Source organism: Stenotrophomonas sp. Marseille-Q5258 (genome assembly GCF_946900935.1).
Taxonomy (GTDB): Bacteria; Pseudomonadota; Gammaproteobacteria; order Xanthomonadales; family Xanthomonadaceae; genus Stenotrophomonas; species Stenotrophomonas nematodicola.
Genome location: NZ_CAMPPN010000001.1, coordinates 221485 through 236719 on the forward strand (window position 1 = coordinate 221485; position 15235 = coordinate 236719).

Genomic DNA, 15235 nt, shown 5'->3' on the forward strand with positions numbered 1-15235 from the left:
CCTGTGCGCGACGCGAATTCAGTCATCGTGGCCGATACCCCGTTCTTCGTAGAAGTTCTTGTAAGGAGGCGGAGCTCCCGGGTAGTCCGCGTGACGCGGACCGAGCATCCCCGGAATCACCAGTACCTGGTCGTCGGCAAACAGGTGAACATTCGTTGAGCTGACGTACGTATAGGGATGGACGGGTACGTCCTTCTCCACCCAACGGCACGCCTGTTCCTCTGTCTGAGGCCTGTCTGCATAGAACGCGTTGCACCGCCGCCACTTGACCCGCACGGTCAGCCCCGGGTGCCAGCGAACCGGCAAGGCAAAGGCACTCAGTACCGTGCTGCCACCGGTGCCCGCGCTATCGCCCCCACCCCCGTCCACATACACCGGTTGCACGAAGGTGTCCGTGGGCTCGTAGTCCATCGATGTCAGGCTGGTGCTGAACCGCCTTGATGCGACCTTGTCGTCTACAGCAACGGTACTGGGACGGTCGTACATCGCAGTTGCAGCGATAAGGAGCAGTACGACACCTGTCCAGAGGTAGCCTTGAAGGGATGCGCCACGGCCGTTTGACTGGCTCGCACTGGTTGTTTTCTCCGCCGACGAACCGGGTTCCCCGGACGCGTGCGCGTGCAGATCGGTCTCCTGCTGTGCGGGAATATGCTGGATCGAATCCCGACGTCTCGCGCGTCGGGTCAGCGAGTACCGCTGGAAGGATGGACCGGCTGTCATAGATGACGATACGCGCTGCGCTACCGAGGCATGTGGATCGTCAGATGCCTCGACAGCGATCACGGGTGTCATCCTGACGGCGCGCCGCAGCAGTGCGTCAAGCAACGCATAGAGAAGGCCTGTGCATACCGCCAGCGGGTAGGCAGCGACATAGACAAAAATGGGGACGATCGTGGCGCCCCAACCCGTCGAGTCGACACTCCAGGCGAGCAGGTAGAACATCACAGCGACCCAGAGGGCAACGACGCACTGGACCAGGGGAACGCCCTGGAACGTCATGCGATGGTAGTTGCAAACGACGCGTCGGAAGCCATTGACGAAGAGCAGCAGCATCGGGGGCATGACCACCACGAACCAGGATGGTCCCATGCCGTCGTCCCCCTTCGCATAGCTTGCCTGCCACAGCGCAGCAGTGAACAGCACGGTCACCACGCCGTCGACGACGAACCACAGCAGCGCGCGCAGATTGCCGTTCCCGGCTCCACCCGGCCTATCCGGACCGGCGTCATGCGTCATCGCGAGCCTCCTCGGCAGGTGTCGCTGCCGCAGCACGTTCAGTGCCATCCGGCGACGCAGGCCCAGCGTCGTCCGCGTCGCCGGTCAACGCCTCCCACAGCGCTGCTCCGCGCAGTCCCTGCGCGTGCACCGGGTGTGCGGCGATCCCGCCGGAGCAATGGCCGCGCTGTAGCGCCCAGGCGATCCAACTGCTCTGGTCGGTTGCGTCGGTATAGCCCTGCGCGCCGGCCAGCGCCAGGGTGTGCGCGGCGAGCGCGTGGCGGGCTTCCCGGCCGCGCAGGGTGGGGGCGAGACGGATCACGCCTTTCAGCGGCTGGATCAGCGCGTCGGCCAGGCCGTGCTGCCGCATCGCGTGATGCTGCGCGTCGCTCCAGCCGGGGCGGCCGGCATCGCCGGGTGCGGGCGGCGAGGGGGCAGGCAGGTCCAATGCCAGCGCGCGGCCGTCGCGGTCGGCCAGCCACCAGCCGCGCCACGGCGCGCAGAACGCGGCGCGCTGGGCGGGCGTCCACACGTCCATCGCCGCGCGCAGCACGCGCCCGTCGCCCAGCCGGGTGTAGTGCGGGCTGTTGCGATCGCCCTCACGCATCCAGTCGCGCAGGTGATCGGCGATCTCGTCTGCGGGTGCCTCGCTGACCAGCCAGTTCACGCCCGGCGCACTGCCGTCGATCCCGTGCGCGCCTGCGTCGCTGGCGGGCAACAGCCACGGGCCCATCGACTGGGCATCGGCCGACAGGTCGGCGAACAGGGCGATGGCCTGCGGCGCGCCCCGTGCCAGGCGCCCGGCAAGACCGCGCTGCACCGCACCGTCGATCAGGACGTACGCGTGCAGGGAGGGATTCACGACCAGCGCGTGGCAGGCCGGGGGCAACGGGTTCATGCGGCCTCCGTCAGGTTGACGCGGTAGGTGCCGAGCTGCGCGGCCTGGGCCAGGCAGGGCAGGCAGACCGGCGGAGTTGCCTGGGGCAGGGCGCGCGACCAGTGCTCGGTCTGCGGTCCGTCCCAGTCATGGCGGGCACCGTGGAGGCGGATGGCCCCATCGCTGCCGCCGGTGACGCCGCCGCCGATGCGCAGGAAGCTGCCGTCGGCGGCGACCAGCCGGATGACTGGCGCGGCAATGACGATCTCACCGTTCTCGGCGCTGAGCTGCATGCCCTGCAATGCGTGCGCCTGGATCTGGTCGCCGCGTGACTGCAGCTGCAATGGGCCGGCGTTGGCGACAGCGCTGATGCCACCGTCGCCGGCATACAGGGACAGGCCCTGGCCGGCCTGCAGGTGCATGCGTTCGCCACTGGTCTGCTGCAGATGGGTGCCGGCCACGACATCGTGCTGGCCACGGCTGACATGCAGCTGCGATGCCGGCGTGGCGGTGACCAGCCCGGCAGCGGCGGACACGGCAACAACCGGGGCGTGGCCGCCGTCTCCCTCGCCGGTCCACGCCTTCAGCGCTTCTGCGAGGGCGTGCTGCGGCGTTGCGCTGGCGGTGCCGGCCTGCTGTTCAGCGGCCAGGGTGGCCAGCTGCGCGAACACCTGGCGGCACTCGTCCAGCAGCCCCAGCAGCTCCTGCTGGTCCAGCTGATGGCCGCGCGCCTGCGTGCGGCCGTGGCTGCTCAGCAGCAGGCCGTGCGCCGAACGCAGGGCCAGCGCGGCATCCGTGCGCAGTTCGGCACCGCTGCCGCGCGGCTGCGCCTGGCCGTCCCGGCGCGGAGTGGTGAGCTGGCCCAGGTGCAGCGCGCTGTCATGCGGGCTGGCGCGCAGATGCGCACCGACCTCACCAGGGCTGTCGTCGAACACGAGCTCGGCATGGGCGTTGCCGCCATGCTCGCGCGACTGGATGCCCGACAGCGCACGGTTGCCCGGCAGCTGGCCGGCACCGGAGAACCGCGGCGGCGCATGCCGGCCGTTGTGCAGCACGCCGACGACCACCGGGCGGTCCATGTCGCCGTGGAGAAAGTCCACCAGCACTTCCTGGCCGATGCGCGGCAGGAACTGGTGGCCGAACCCGTCGCCCGCGCTCGGTAGGGCGACCCGTATCCAGGTGGAGGCATGCGCCAGATCGGCGTCATCGCCATCGGCGCGATCCTCAGCCCGCTGCCAATGGAAGCGGATGCGGATGCGGCCGAGCGGATCGGTATGCACGGTCTCGCCCGGCGGGCCCACCACGGTGGCGCTCTGCGGCCCGTTGGCCGTCGGGCGGTGCAGGCGGTCGGCATACTCGGGCACCAGCGGCTGGTCGTGCGGCAGCGCCCGGAAGCGGGTGCGGCACTGGCCGGGCTGCAGACGGTCGTCGGGCGATGCATCTGGATCAACCTCCACCCGTGCGGGAAGGTTGTTGCAGGCCTGCAGGTGCACGCCGCTGACCAGGAAGCTGCGCGCGTTCACGTCCAGGGTCGCATGCGCGGGATGGCCCTCGATGACCACTGCGTCGCCGGTGGCCAGGCCGCGCAGTCCACCTTCACCACGCCAGGTGCGCGAGCGCAGTTCGCGCGCCTGCATGCGCAACTGGCTGTAGCGCGCCAGTTCCTGCGAGCTGCCGGCGTAGTACAGCGTCTCGGCACGATGGTCTTCCAGACCAGCTGTGGCGGTGCGCGCCGGATCATGGAGCGGCTGTGCGTTGTCGTCACTGCCGTGCAGCGGTTGTGCGCGGGCATAGTCGTAGCTGGACAGGGCCACGGCGGCGGGTGCCAGGCGCTGGCAGGCCTGCCAGTGCTGCAGGGTGTCGCGGTCGTCATCGTGGCGACCGGCCCGGTAGGGCAGGGCGACGGTGCGGTCCGGGTCGAACAGGGGGGTGTCGGTCAGGCACAGTACGTGGCGCGGCTGGCCGTCTGCGATGTCGAACCGGAAGCGATAGCTGATGCCTTCCTCGGCCAGCAGCCGGTCGATGAAGGCGTGGTCGCTCTCGTTGAACTGCACGCAGTACGAACGCACCGGATGCGACCGCAGCAGGTGCTGTACGCAGTCGAAGGCGGTCGCCAGGCAGGCGTTGCGCTGTCGATGCTCATCCAGCAGCGTGGTCACGATCTCCGGTACGCTCAGGTCCTGGAAGATCCGGCAGGCGCGACGTTGCTGGAGCAGCGCCAGCGCCGAGCCGATCTGCAGCACCATGCGGGTGTGGCCCGCGTGCATGCCGGTGCGGCGGACGGCATGGATGATGCCGTTGAGCCAACGCCGTCCGCCACCCGCCGTGGTGACGCCCACACCCACCACCCGACCGGGCAGTGCGCTGATGTCGCTCTCGGGACCAGGCACAAGGCCGTGCACGGTGAGGGAGAAATCGGTATTGAGCGCATCGCGGAAATCGATGCGTTGTGCGAGCAGAGGGAGCGGTGCGCCTGCGGTGCCCCAGTGCAGATCAATCAGACGATGCAGGGACGTCCACTGCGCGGACGGTGCGTTCCATTGCGACATCGGTGACTCGTTGTTACGCCGTTGAAGGCCGTGCAACGAGTCTATGAACGTACCGCCGCCGCCGACAGAGGCAATAGCGTCGATACGCAGGGGAGATTCAAAAGATGGCGTAGATTCCGATAGGTGTGTGCGATCAACACCGATGGGAAACGCACGTGTCAGCGTCAGCGGTGTGCATCATTCCGCGTGATGCACTGCCGCAGGGACAACCAACGTCACCGTGCCGCCCACGGTGACGTTCGTGCGGACTCAGAACATGTGCAGGCCGCCGTTGACGGCATAGTCGGCGCCGGTCACATACGCCGCGTCATCCGAGGCCAGCCAAGCGCACAGGCTGGCCACTTCCTCCGGCTTGCCGAGGCGGCGGATCGGCACGGACGCCGCCAGCCGGTCCAGCACGTCCGGCGGGAAGCTGCTGATGGCCTGGCTGGCGATGTAGCCCGGCGAAATGGTGTTGACGGTGACGCCGCGGGTAGCCACTTCGTTGGCCAGCGCGCGGCTGAAGCCATGCATGGCGGCCTTGGCGGTAGCGAAGTTGACCTGGCCGATCTGGCCCTTGTGCGCGCTCACCGAGCCGATGTTGACGATGCGTCCCCAGCCCCGCGTGCTCATGCCGTCGATCACCTGCTTGGTGATGTTGAACAGCGCGTGCAGGTTGGAGCCCATCACCGCGTTCCAGTCGTCCTGGGTCATCTGCCGGAACAGGACGTCGCGGCTGCCGCCGGCGTTGTTGACCAGCACATCGATCTCGCCGACTTCGGCCTTGACCTTGGCGAAGGCGGCCACGGTCGACGCCCAGTCGGTGGCGTCGCCCTCGGAGGCGATGAAATCAAAGCCCAGCTCACGCTGCTCGCGCAGCCAGGCCGACTTGCGAGGCGAGTTCGGGGCGCAGCCGGCCACCACGGTGTGGCCGTTGCGGGCGAGCTTCTGGCAGATGGCGGTGCCGACGCTGCCCATGCCACTGGTCACGTACGCGATGCGAAGGGTCATGGCGAATCTCCTGGATGAGGGTCAGGCGGCGAAGGGGTAGAGGGCGCACAGCAGGCTGCCGGCCATCAGCACCAGCGAGACCATCACGGCCCACTTGAGCGTGAACTTCTGGTGGTCGGCAAACTCGACCTTGGCCAGGCCCACCAGCAGATAGGTGGACGGCACCAGCGGACTGAGCAGGTGCACCGGCTGGCCGGCGAGCGAGGCGCGCGCCATTTCCACCGGGGTGATGCCGTAGTTGCCGGCGGCCTCGGAGAGGATCGGCAGCACGCCGAAATAGAACGCGTCGTTGGACATGAAGAAGGTGAACGGCATCGATGCCAGCGCGGTGATCACCGCCAGGTACGGACCCCAGGCATCCGGGATGACCGCCAGGAAGCTGTGCGACATCGCTTCGACCATGCCGGTGTTGTTGAGGATGCCCGTGAAGATGCCGGCGGCGAAGATCAGCGACACCACCGACAGCACGTTGCCGGCATGGTTGACCACGCGGCGGCGCTGCTCGGCCAGGTTCGGGTAGTTGATCACCAGCGCGATGGCGAAGCCGACCATGAACAGCACCGGCATCGGCAGCACGCCCAGCACCAGCGCGGTCATCAGCGCCAGGGTCAGCCCCAGATTCACCCACAGCAGTTTGGGGCGCTTGGTGTCTTCGGCGTCGTCCAGAGTGGGCAGGGCGCCATCGTCGGAAACGCTGGCGTCCATCCACGAGCCGCCCGTGGGCAGGCTGACCACGCCGAGCCGGCGGCGCTCCTTCAGGCCCAGGTACCAGGCCAGCAGCAGCACCGACGCGCACGCCAGCACCATCGCCGGGATCAGCGGCACGAACACATCGGCCGGGTCCACGTGCAGCGCGGTGGCGGCACGCGCGGTAGGGCCGCCCCACGGGGTCAGGTTCATCACGCCACCGGCGAGGATGGTCACGCAGGTCATGTTCAACGCGTTCATGCCCAGCCGCTGGTACAGCGGCAGCATTGCCGAGACGGTGATCATGTAGGTGGTGGAGCCATCGCCATCCAGCGAGATCAGCATCGCCAGCGCGGCGGTGCCCAGCACGATCTTCATCGGATCGCCCTTGACCATGCGCAGGATCACCCGCACCAGCGGGTCGAACAGCCCGGCATCGATCATCACTCCGAAGTACAGGATGGCGAACATCAACATCACGCCGGTGGGCGCGATCTTCTTGATGCCTTCCAGCATCATCTCGTCGATGCCCGCCCCGAAGCCGCCGATGATGGCGAACACGATCGGGATGGTGATCAGGGCGACCAGCGGCGACAGTCGTTTGCTCATGATCAGATACATGAACGTAATGACCATGCCAAAGCCGAGGATGCTCAGCATCATCTGCGGACTCCTTGCAACGTGGGGGTGGGGTTAGAAATCGAACTGCAGGCGGCCGGTGACCGCGCGGGTGCGGTCCACGGTGGCGTCGGCGAGGCGGTCACGGTTGCGGCTTTCGATCAGGTTGAGCATGAAGCGCAGGTTCGGGCGCATGTACCAGTTGCCGCCGAGCGTCCAGGCGTCGGTACGCGCATCGATCAGGTCCGGCTGGCCGATCAGGTGCTGGTCGCCGCGCATCTGGTCGTAGCGCAGCGCCAGCTCGAAGGCACCTGCCTTGTGGCGCAGGTCCTTGACCCGTGCGAAGCGACCGGTCTTGCGGTCATACGCCCGCGATTCGCCGGTGACGAACCAGCTCACCAGGCCATAGCCGGCCATCACCTTGGCGCGCTGGCTGCCATCGTCGAAGGTGGCGCCGCTGAATTCGCCCTGCCAGGACAGCGGCCCGCGCACCTGCGCATACTCCATCGACCACTTGTTGACGTCGGTATCGCGGCCGGTCGAGAAGTCGACCAGCGTCAGCCGGCTGTTGTCGGACAGGTGGCCGGCCGGGCGCGGACGGATCTTCAGCCCGGGCACGCCGTTCGCGCCGGGGTTGTCATAGCGCTCGTGGGCCAGCGACAGGCCCAGGTGCAATACGTCGCCGGCGGTGGCGCCGGGCGCCCACGTGACCCGGCCGCCGGCGGCGCGGCCCTTGACCTGCCAGGTGTCGATGCTCTCCAGGCTGTAGGCGCTGGCGGCCCAGGTCATATCGCCTTTGGCGGCCTGCCAGGAAGCACCCAGCCGGTACAGCGGGGCCAAGGTGGTGCCGGCGTTGCCGCGCTCCAGGAAGGAGCCGTAATTGGAACTGGTGCGGTCATCCAGCGAGAAGAACTGCTTGAACTGGCCGACGGTCAGCTTGCCGCCGCTGAAGTCGCGGCTGACATAGACGTCCTTGGCCTCGACACGGTCACCGGAGAAATCCGCTTCCAGTTTGTAGTCCACAGCGAAGAAGCGACCGGACACGTCCATCCACGCGCGGCGGATTTCGGTGTCGTCCTTGTTCGGGGTGCCGCGGCTGTCGTTGTCGAAGTCGGCGAAGTCCAGGTGCAGGCGGCCGCCGACGCTGGCGGTGACCGGGCGGTCGTCGTCACTGCCGTCGGCGGCCCAACCGGGGGCGCCCAGCAACAGCAGGGTGCAGGCAACAGGCGCGCGCCAGCGCAGCGAATTCAGTTCCACGGACCCTCCCAGGTACACGTTGTCGATGGGGTGACGGCAAGCACATCGGCACGGGGCGATGCGAGCGCGCAGCCTAGTGCCGGGAAGCTGTCATCCACCTGTCAGCGGTTGCTGCACCGCAGCGCATCGCACGACGGCGGCCGTACGCGCTAGCATTCGCGCACCGTTCCCGATCCCGACCGATGCGCATCCTGCTGGTGGAAGACAACCCGGACCTGGCCGATGCGATCGTCCGTCGCATGCGCCGCAGCGGCCATGCGGTGGACTGGCAGAACGACGGGCTGGCTGCTGCCAGCGTGCTGCGCTACCAGCGTTTCGATCTGGTGGTGCTGGATATCGGCCTGCCCAAGCTGGACGGTCTGCGGGTGCTGGCGGGCATGCGCGAGCGCGGTGACAGCACCCCGGTGCTGATGCTCACCGCGCGCGACGGCATCGAAGACCGGGTGCAGGCGCTGGACGTAGGCGCCGACGACTACCTGGGCAAGCCGTTTGATTTCCGCGAGTTGGAGGCCCGCTGCCGTGTGCTGCTGCGCCGCGCGCGCGGCCAGGCCAGCGAGGTGGTGCAGGTCGGTGGCTTCCAGTTCGACAACGCCGCGCACCGGGTCAGCCTGGACGGACAGCCGATCGATCTGCCCAACCGCGAGTTCCGCCTGCTGGAGATCCTGATGGGGCGGCTGGGGCAGGTGGTGGGCAAGGACGAGATCGGCAACGGGCTGTTCGGCTTCGATGACGACGCCGGCCCCAACGCCATCGAGCTGTATGTGGGGCGCCTGCGCCGCAAGCTCGCCGGCGCGCCGCTGCGGATCGTGACCGTGCGCGGCAGCGGCTACCTGCTGGAAGTGGTGGACCCCGGGACTGCGGAGCCGGACGATGGCCGCTGAGGCTGCCGCCACGCCACGCTCGATCCGGCACACCCTGTGGCTGTATCTGGGCGGGCTGATGGCGCTGTTCGCGGTGGCGCTGCTGTTCGGCGCGCGTGACTACGGCCAGCGCGCGGCCAACCGCTCCTACGATCACCTGCTGGTGTCCTCGGCGCTGTCGATCATCGATTCGGTGGCGCTGGTGGAGGCGCAATGGCAGGTCGATCTGCCGTACGCGGCGCTGGACCTGCTGGCGATGGCACCGGAGGACCGCGTGTTCTATCGGGTGTCCGATGCCCATGATCGCACCGTTACCGGCTACGACGATCTGCCGGCCGCGCCGCGCACGCCCAGCGACCGGCCACAGTTGTTCGATGCACCCTACAGCGGCGAGACGGTGCGCTTTGTGGTGGTGTCGCGGCGGGTGTCCTCGCCGTCGGCGCAGGGCGAGGTGCGCGTGCAGGTCGGGCAGACCCGCCGCGCCCGTGAAGTGCTGGCCCAGGACATGGTGACCCGCGCGCTGGTGGCGATCGTGGTGCTGTCGCTGATGTCGCTGGCACTGGTGGGCATCGGCGTGCACCGCGCACTGCGTCCGCTGGTGCGGGTGGAGCGTGAACTGGCCCGCCGCGAACCGTCCGACCTGCGGCCGCTGGATGCGGTGGTCCCGCGCGAAATGGACAGGATGGTGGGGGCGTTGAATCACTTCATGGGGCGGCTGTCGAGCAGCAACGAGACCCTGCGCGCCTTCATGGCCGAGGCTGCGCACCAGATGCGCACGCCGCTGGCCGCACTCCGCGCCCAGGCGCAGCTGGCGCTGGACGATGAAGACCCGGACGACATGCGGCGCAGCCTGCAGGCGATCGAGCGCAATGCCACCCACATGAGCCGGCTGCTCAACCAGCTGCTGAGCGACGCCAGCGTGATCCACCGCGCCAATCTGCAACGCTTCGCTGCGGTGGACCTGGCCGAGATCGTGCACCAGGCGCTGCACGAGGCGCTGCCGCAGGCGTTGCCCGCCCCGCGCGTGCAGCTGGCGGCAAGCCCGGCGCCGGCCTGGGTCAACGGCGACGCCCTGCTGCTGCGCGAAGCGATCAAGAACCTGATCGACAACGCGCTCAAGTACGGTGGCGACGGCCCGCTGCAGATCGCGCTCACCGAAGCCGCCGGGTTCTGCGTGCTGACCGTGGCCGACCACGGCCCGGGCATCGCCGCGGCCGATGCCGAGCGTGTGTTCGAGCGTTTCGCCCGCGGCGAGGGCGCGCCCGCAGGGGGCGCCGGCCTGGGGCTGGCCATCGTCAAGCGCGTGGTGGACAGCCACGGCGGACACATCGATCTGTCCAACCGCGTGGGCGGCGGTGGCCTCATCGCCACCATCCGCCTGCCGAGGATGCACCCATGACGCTGCGCTGCCTGCTGCTCCTGCTTTGCCTGGCCTGCGGTCCTGCCGTTGCCGCGCCGGGCGATGTCCAGCGCTTCCCCGCGCAGGGCGTGCCCACGGCCCACCTGCGCATCCACGGCTCGACCGACATTGAAGTGTTCGCCACCGTGATCGCCGATTACCAGCGGCTGCACCCGGGCACGGAGATCGTCTACGAAGACGTGATCACCCAGGACATGTATGCGCGCTACCTGCGCGACCGCACGGGGCCGGCCGCCCCGGACATGCTGATCAGTTCGGGCATGGACCTGCAGACCAAGCTGGTCAATGACGGCCACGCGCTGGCGCACCGCTCGCCGCAGACCGATGCGCTGCCCGGCTGGGCGCAATGGCGGCACGAGGCCTTCGGGATCAGCTACGAGCCCGTGGCGATCGTCTACAACACCCGCGCGCTGCCGGCGGCCCGGGTTCCGCGCACGCGCCGGCAGCTGCTGGAACTGCTGCGCGCGCCGGACGCGCCCCTGTTGCGCCGGGTCGGCACTTACGACGTGGAACGCAGCAGCGTGGGCTACCTGCTTGCCACCCAGGATGGGCAGCGCGGCAGCATGGCCGGCGCGCTGCTGGGCGCGCTGGGCGACAACCAGGTGCAGCTGGAAGAGCGCACCGGCGTGCTGCTGGACAAGGTCAGCCGGGGTGAACTGTCGCTCGTCTACAACGTGCTGGGCTCGTATGCGCAGGCGCGCATCGATGCGGGCGCGCCGCTGGGCATTGTCGAGCCGGAGGACTACACGCTGGTGGTGCTGCGCACGGCGGTGATTCCGCGCAGCGCACGCCACGCCGAAGAGGCGCGCCGCTTCCTCGATTACCTGCTCTCGCCGCGTGGGCAGCAGGTGCTGTCGCGCGAGGCGCGGTTGATGCCGATCCTGCCGGCGCAGGGGCAGCAGCGCGGGCGCTCGCCCGAGCGCAGCTACCGGCCGATCCAGCTGGGGCCGGGGCTGCTGGTGTACCTGGACGGGCTCAAGCGCCGCCAGTTCCTCGACGCCTGGCGTGGCAGCATGCTCCAGCAGGACCGGTAACGCCGGGCGCCACCGCAGTGCCGGCATGCGCCGCTGACCACCGCCGCGAACCGCCAACGTCACTACAATGACCGCATGAGTGCATTGACCGTCCTGATCGCCGACGACCACCCGCTGCTGCGCGCGGCGGTCGTTCATTCCCTGCGCCAGGCGCTGCCGCTGGCGCAGGTGATCGAAGTGGCCAGCGCCGCCACGCTGGAAGCCGCGCTGGACCAGCACCCGGAGATCGAACTGGTGCTGCTGGACCTCACCATGCCCGGCGCACGCGGGTTTTCCTCGCTGTTGCATGTACGCGGTGCGCACCCGGACATCCCGGTCGTGATCGTCTCCTCCAATGACCACCCGCGGGTGATCCGCCGTGCGCAGCAGTTCGGCGCGGCCGGTTTCATTCCCAAGTCGGCGCCCGCCGAGACCGTCGGCCAGGCCGTGTCGGCCGTGCTCGAGGGCGGTGTGTGGTTCCCGGCAATGGCCGCCGAACGTTCCGAATCCGATGCCCTGCTGGCCGCGCGTCTGGCCCAGCTCACGCCGCAGCAGTTCCGTGTGCTGCTGTGCCTGGCCGACGGCCTGCTCAACAAGCAGATCGCCTACGAACTCGGCCTGGCCGAGAACACCGTCAAGGTGCACGTCACCGCGATCCTGAAGAAACTCGAATGCCACAGCCGCACCCAGGCGGCCGTGCTCGTCAAAGCCCTGGAACCGGAAGGCAGCGCCACCGACCTGTAGCGCCGGCCTCTGGCCGGCTGCTTTCCGCTACGCCACCGACAACTCTGCGCCGCGCGCGATGAGCCGGCTTCCGACCCCTTGAACCCCCGCGCTGCGCGCGATAGCCGACTGGACGTCGGCTCTACAGAGGCGGCGTCCGATACCCGAACATCCGGTGTTGCGCGCGGCAGCCGGCCTCCAATACCCGTAGAGCCGGCCTCTGGCCGGCTGCTTTCCGCTCCGCCACCGACAACCCTGCGCCGCGCGCGATGAGCCGGCTTCCGACCCCTTGAACCCCCGCGCTTCGCGCGATAGCCGACTGGACGTCGGCTCTACAAAAGCAATGGTTCTATCCGCGGTGGCGCACCAGCAGCTGCGTTATCAATGCGCGCAGCGCTGGCGGGCGGACCGGCTTGGCGAGGAACCCCCAGCCCTTGTCAGCGGCGCTGGCCCTGAGTGCCTCATCGCGCTCGGCGGTTACCACGATCACCGGGGGACGGCTCTTCCAGCGCCCGGCAAGGTCTTCGTACAGTGCCGGGCCGGCGAAGTCGCCCATGCGTACGTCCAGCAGCACCAGCTGCGGCACGCTGTCGGGCGTGGCTGCGTCCAGCGCAGCCTGCGGGCCGTCGGCGAGATCAACGCGGCAGCCCCATCGCTCCAGCAGCGTGCGGGTGGCGGTGCAGACGCGCGGGTCGTCGTCGATGCTCCAGACCCGGCAACCGCGCAGCGGGCTGTCGTCGCCGGGGTCGGGCGACGCTGGCGATGCTGCGGCGGACATCGCCGGTGCCACGTCGCTGGCCTCGCCAAGCGGTACCTCCACACTGAACACGCTGCCGCGTCCCAGCGTGGAGCGCAGCGCGATGCGATGGCCGAGCAGGCGCCCGATGCGCTCCACGATGGCCAGTCCCAGGCCCGCCCCGCGCTCCTGGTCCACGCCGTCATCCAACCGGCGGAATTCCTCGAAGATCTCGCCCTGCAGGCTCTCCGGAATGCCCGGGCCCTGGTCGTGCACCTCGATGCGCAGCTGTTCGCCCACCCTGCGGCACCCGAGCAGCACGCGGCCGCGCGGGGTATAGCGCAGCGCATTGGACAGGAAGTTCTGCAGGATGCGCCGCAGCAGCGCCTCATCGCTGACCACCACCGCGCGTGTATCCACCCAGCGCAGCTGCAGCCCGCGCGCGTCGGCGGCGATACCGAACTCGCGGGCCAGCGTTTCCAGCAGCGGCGACAGCGCGAACGGCTGCACGCGGGTCTGCAGCGTGCCCGATTCCAGCCGCGAAATGTCCAGCAGGCTGTTGAGGATGGCGTCCTGCGCGGCCAGTGCCGCATCGACATGCTCGCTCAGTGCGCGCGGATCGCCCTGCAGCTTGCCGCGCAGCACCGAGACGAACATGCGCGCTGCGTTGAGCGGCTGCAGCAGGTCGTGCACGGCCGAGGCCACGAAACGCGATTTATAGCGGTTGGCGCGCTCGGCCTCACGCCGCGCCTCGTCGAGATCGCGGGTGCGCTCGGCCACGCGATGCTCCAGCGCATCGGCGAGCGAGCGCAGCTCGCGCGCGGTGTTCTTGTAGCTGGTGATGTCCGCATAGCTGGTCACGAAGCCACCATCGGGCAGCGGATTGCCGCGGATCTCCAGCACGGTGCCGTCGTCCTTCTCGCTCTCGCGCATGTGCGGGCGGCCGCTGCGCAGATGGTTGAGGCGACGCTCGATTGCTTCTTCGATCGGCCCCGGGCCGAGCAGGCCGCGGCGTGCGTTGAAGCGGAAAATCTCTTCGATCGGCCGTCCCACCTGGATCAGGCCGGACGGAAACCGGAACAGCTCCAGATAGCGCGCATTCCATGCCACCAGCTTCTGTTCGTTGTCGATCACCACCACGCCCTGCGGCAGGTGCGCCAGGCTGCGGCTGAGACCACTGTCGGCTTGCTGGGCGGCCTGCAGCACCCCGTCCTGCGCGGTACGCAGCTCCTGTGCATGCTGCTTGAGCACGCTCTCCAGCTCGCGCCGGCTGCGCTGGCGATGCGCGGCCAGGCGCCGCCGCTGCTGCACGAACAGCACCAGGAAGCCCAGTGCCAGCCACGCCGCGCCACCGCCGATGGCGGCACTGCGCCCGGCGCTGGTGGCCGCGCCGGCATCGTGCAGCAGGTGCAGGTTCCACTGTTCTTCCGGCAGCGCCAGGGTCTGCCAGAGCATCTCGCCGGGGAGCACGGGGTCGAGCAGGCGCACCATCCGCCCGCCATCGTCCAGCACGCTGCCGGTGCGTGCGCGCAGTGGCTGCAGCGAGCGGTCGGCGTACTGGCGGCTGTCGAGCATCTCGCGCCGCTCGGCCGCGCCCAGCGGGCGCAGCAGGCGATAGCGCCACGCATCGCGGTTGGCCAGGAACACCACGTCGTGTTCGTCGCTGACCAGCACCACGTCGGGGCTGGACAGCCATTCCTGCTCCAGCGCCGCCAGTTCGATCTTGATCACCACCACGCCGATGCGACGACCGTTGTCCTCGATTGCCTGCGACAGGTAGTAGCCGGGTACGCCGGTGGTCATGCCGATGCCGTAGAAACGGCCGTGGCCGGTGGCCAGTGCCTGGCGGTAGTAGGGGCGGTAGCTGTAGTCCTCGCCCACGTTGCTGCTGGCCTGGTCCCAGTTGCTGGCGGCCACGGCCACGCCGTCGTGCCCGACCAGGGTCAGTGTGGAAGCGCGGGTGACCTGGTTGGCCTGCTGCAGCTTGAGGTTGAGGCGCTGCGCGCCGGCGGCATCCGGGCGTTGCAGCAGTGCGCGGCGCAGGTCCGGGTCCAGCGCAAGCACCTGCGGCAGGGTGCCGAAACGGTCGACGCGCTGCTGCAGGCCCTGGCCGTACAGTGCGAGCTGGCGCTGCACCTGGCCGCTTTCAGCGTTCAGCGCACGCCGCCAGGCGTAGTGACCGGCCGCGGCCGCGCACAGCAACGTGCCGCCGATCATCAGCAGCAGGGTCAGCAACAGGGTGCGGTGGCGGCCGAGCCAGTACATGGCGGCAGTCTACGGTCGCAGGGCG

Annotated in this window: 11 protein-coding genes; 4 read left to right on the top strand and 7 right to left on the bottom strand. The window is 69.0% G+C overall.

Going from position 1 to position 15235, the window contains the following annotated elements; all coding sequences use genetic code 11:
- Positions 1 to 18: 18 nt before the first annotated feature.
- The 6 genes from OC534_RS01055 to OC534_RS01080 all read right to left on the bottom strand — a co-directional run bounded on the left by OC534_RS01055 (position 19) and on the right by OC534_RS01080 (position 8193).
- Positions 19 to 1236 carry a DUF3304 domain-containing protein gene (locus OC534_RS01055; protein ID WP_262071227.1) on the bottom strand — a complete coding sequence of 406 codons (1218 nt, stop codon included), beginning with the start codon at positions 1234 to 1236 and terminating at the stop codon, positions 19 to 21.
- Positions 1226 to 2113, bottom strand: a complete 888-nt coding sequence (locus tag OC534_RS01060; protein ID WP_262071228.1) for a DUF4123 domain-containing protein — start codon at positions 2111 to 2113, stop codon at positions 1226 to 1228. The genes OC534_RS01055 and OC534_RS01060 overlap by 11 nt, the downstream gene beginning before the upstream one ends.
- Positions 2110 to 4641, bottom strand: coding sequence for a type VI secretion system tip protein VgrG (locus tag OC534_RS01065; RefSeq protein WP_262071229.1), 2532 nt, complete (start codon positions 4639 to 4641; stop codon positions 2110 to 2112). The genes OC534_RS01060 and OC534_RS01065 overlap by 4 nt, the downstream gene beginning before the upstream one ends.
- A gap of 249 nt (positions 4642 to 4890) precedes the next feature.
- The gene (gene phbB, locus OC534_RS01070; RefSeq protein WP_017357352.1) at positions 4891 to 5631 is read right to left on the bottom strand and encodes an acetoacetyl-CoA reductase; all 741 of its coding nucleotides are present in this window, start codon (positions 5629 to 5631) and stop codon (positions 4891 to 4893) included.
- 21 nt (positions 5632 to 5652) lie between these two features.
- On the bottom strand, positions 5653 to 6978 hold the full coding sequence (locus OC534_RS01075) for a CitMHS family transporter (protein WP_026070985.1): 1326 nt from the start codon (positions 6976 to 6978) through the stop codon (positions 5653 to 5655).
- A 33-nt stretch (positions 6979 to 7011) separates the two neighbouring features.
- On the bottom strand, positions 7012 to 8193 hold the full coding sequence (locus tag OC534_RS01080) for a porin (protein WP_262071230.1): 1182 nt from the start codon (positions 8191 to 8193) through the stop codon (positions 7012 to 7014).
- 182 nt (positions 8194 to 8375) lie between these two features.
- Between OC534_RS01080 and OC534_RS01085 the strand changes: the two genes are divergently transcribed.
- From OC534_RS01085 to OC534_RS01100, 4 genes are all read left to right on the top strand, one after another.
- Positions 8376 to 9074 (top strand): response regulator transcription factor, encoded by a 699-nt coding sequence (locus tag OC534_RS01085; protein WP_017357355.1) that lies wholly within the window; start codon positions 8376 to 8378, stop codon positions 9072 to 9074.
- On the top strand, positions 9064 to 10452 hold the full coding sequence (locus OC534_RS01090; RefSeq protein WP_017357356.1) for a sensor histidine kinase: 1389 nt from the start codon (positions 9064 to 9066) through the stop codon (positions 10450 to 10452). The genes OC534_RS01085 and OC534_RS01090 overlap by 11 nt, the downstream gene beginning before the upstream one ends.
- A complete protein-coding gene (locus OC534_RS01095; RefSeq protein ID WP_017357357.1) occupies positions 10449 to 11507 on the top strand; it encodes an ABC transporter substrate-binding protein in 1059 nt (352 codons plus the stop codon). The genes OC534_RS01090 and OC534_RS01095 overlap by 4 nt, the downstream gene beginning before the upstream one ends.
- 75 nt (positions 11508 to 11582) lie before the next feature.
- Positions 11583 to 12230, top strand: a complete 648-nt coding sequence (locus OC534_RS01100; RefSeq protein ID WP_017357358.1) for a response regulator transcription factor — start codon at positions 11583 to 11585, stop codon at positions 12228 to 12230.
- Between the two features lie 328 nt (positions 12231 to 12558).
- Here the strand turns inward: OC534_RS01100 and OC534_RS01105 are convergent, their stop codons facing one another.
- Positions 12559 to 15210 (bottom strand): PAS-domain containing protein, encoded by a 2652-nt coding sequence (locus OC534_RS01105; protein WP_262071231.1) that lies wholly within the window; start codon positions 15208 to 15210, stop codon positions 12559 to 12561.
- Positions 15211 to 15235 lie beyond the last annotated feature (25 nt).

What these genes read in the sequence shown, in the direction of transcription:
- OC534_RS01055 (WP_262071227.1), bottom strand. Translation starts at nt 1,236, where the DNA reads ATGACGCATGACGCCGGTCCGGATAGGCCGGGTGGAGCCGGGAACGGC.
- OC534_RS01060 (WP_262071228.1), bottom strand. Translation starts at nt 2,113, where the DNA reads ATGAACCCGTTGCCCCCGGCCTGCCACGCGCTGGTCGTGAATCCCTCC.
- OC534_RS01065 (WP_262071229.1), bottom strand. Translation starts at nt 4,641, where the DNA reads ATGTCGCAATGGAACGCACCGTCCGCGCAGTGGACGTCCCTGCATCGT.
- phbB (WP_017357352.1), bottom strand. Translation starts at nt 5,631, where the DNA reads ATGACCCTTCGCATCGCGTACGTGACCAGTGGCATGGGCAGCGTCGGC.
- OC534_RS01075 (WP_026070985.1), bottom strand. Translation starts at nt 6,978, where the DNA reads ATGCTGAGCATCCTCGGCTTTGGCATGGTCATTACGTTCATGTATCTG.
- OC534_RS01085 (WP_017357355.1), top strand. Translation starts at nt 8,376, where the DNA reads ATGCGCATCCTGCTGGTGGAAGACAACCCGGACCTGGCCGATGCGATC.
- OC534_RS01090 (WP_017357356.1), top strand. Translation starts at nt 9,064, where the DNA reads ATGGCCGCTGAGGCTGCCGCCACGCCACGCTCGATCCGGCACACCCTG.
- OC534_RS01095 (WP_017357357.1), top strand. Translation starts at nt 10,449, where the DNA reads ATGACGCTGCGCTGCCTGCTGCTCCTGCTTTGCCTGGCCTGCGGTCCT.
- OC534_RS01100 (WP_017357358.1), top strand. Translation starts at nt 11,583, where the DNA reads ATGAGTGCATTGACCGTCCTGATCGCCGACGACCACCCGCTGCTGCGC.
- OC534_RS01105 (WP_262071231.1), bottom strand. Translation starts at nt 15,210, where the DNA reads ATGTACTGGCTCGGCCGCCACCGCACCCTGTTGCTGACCCTGCTGCTG.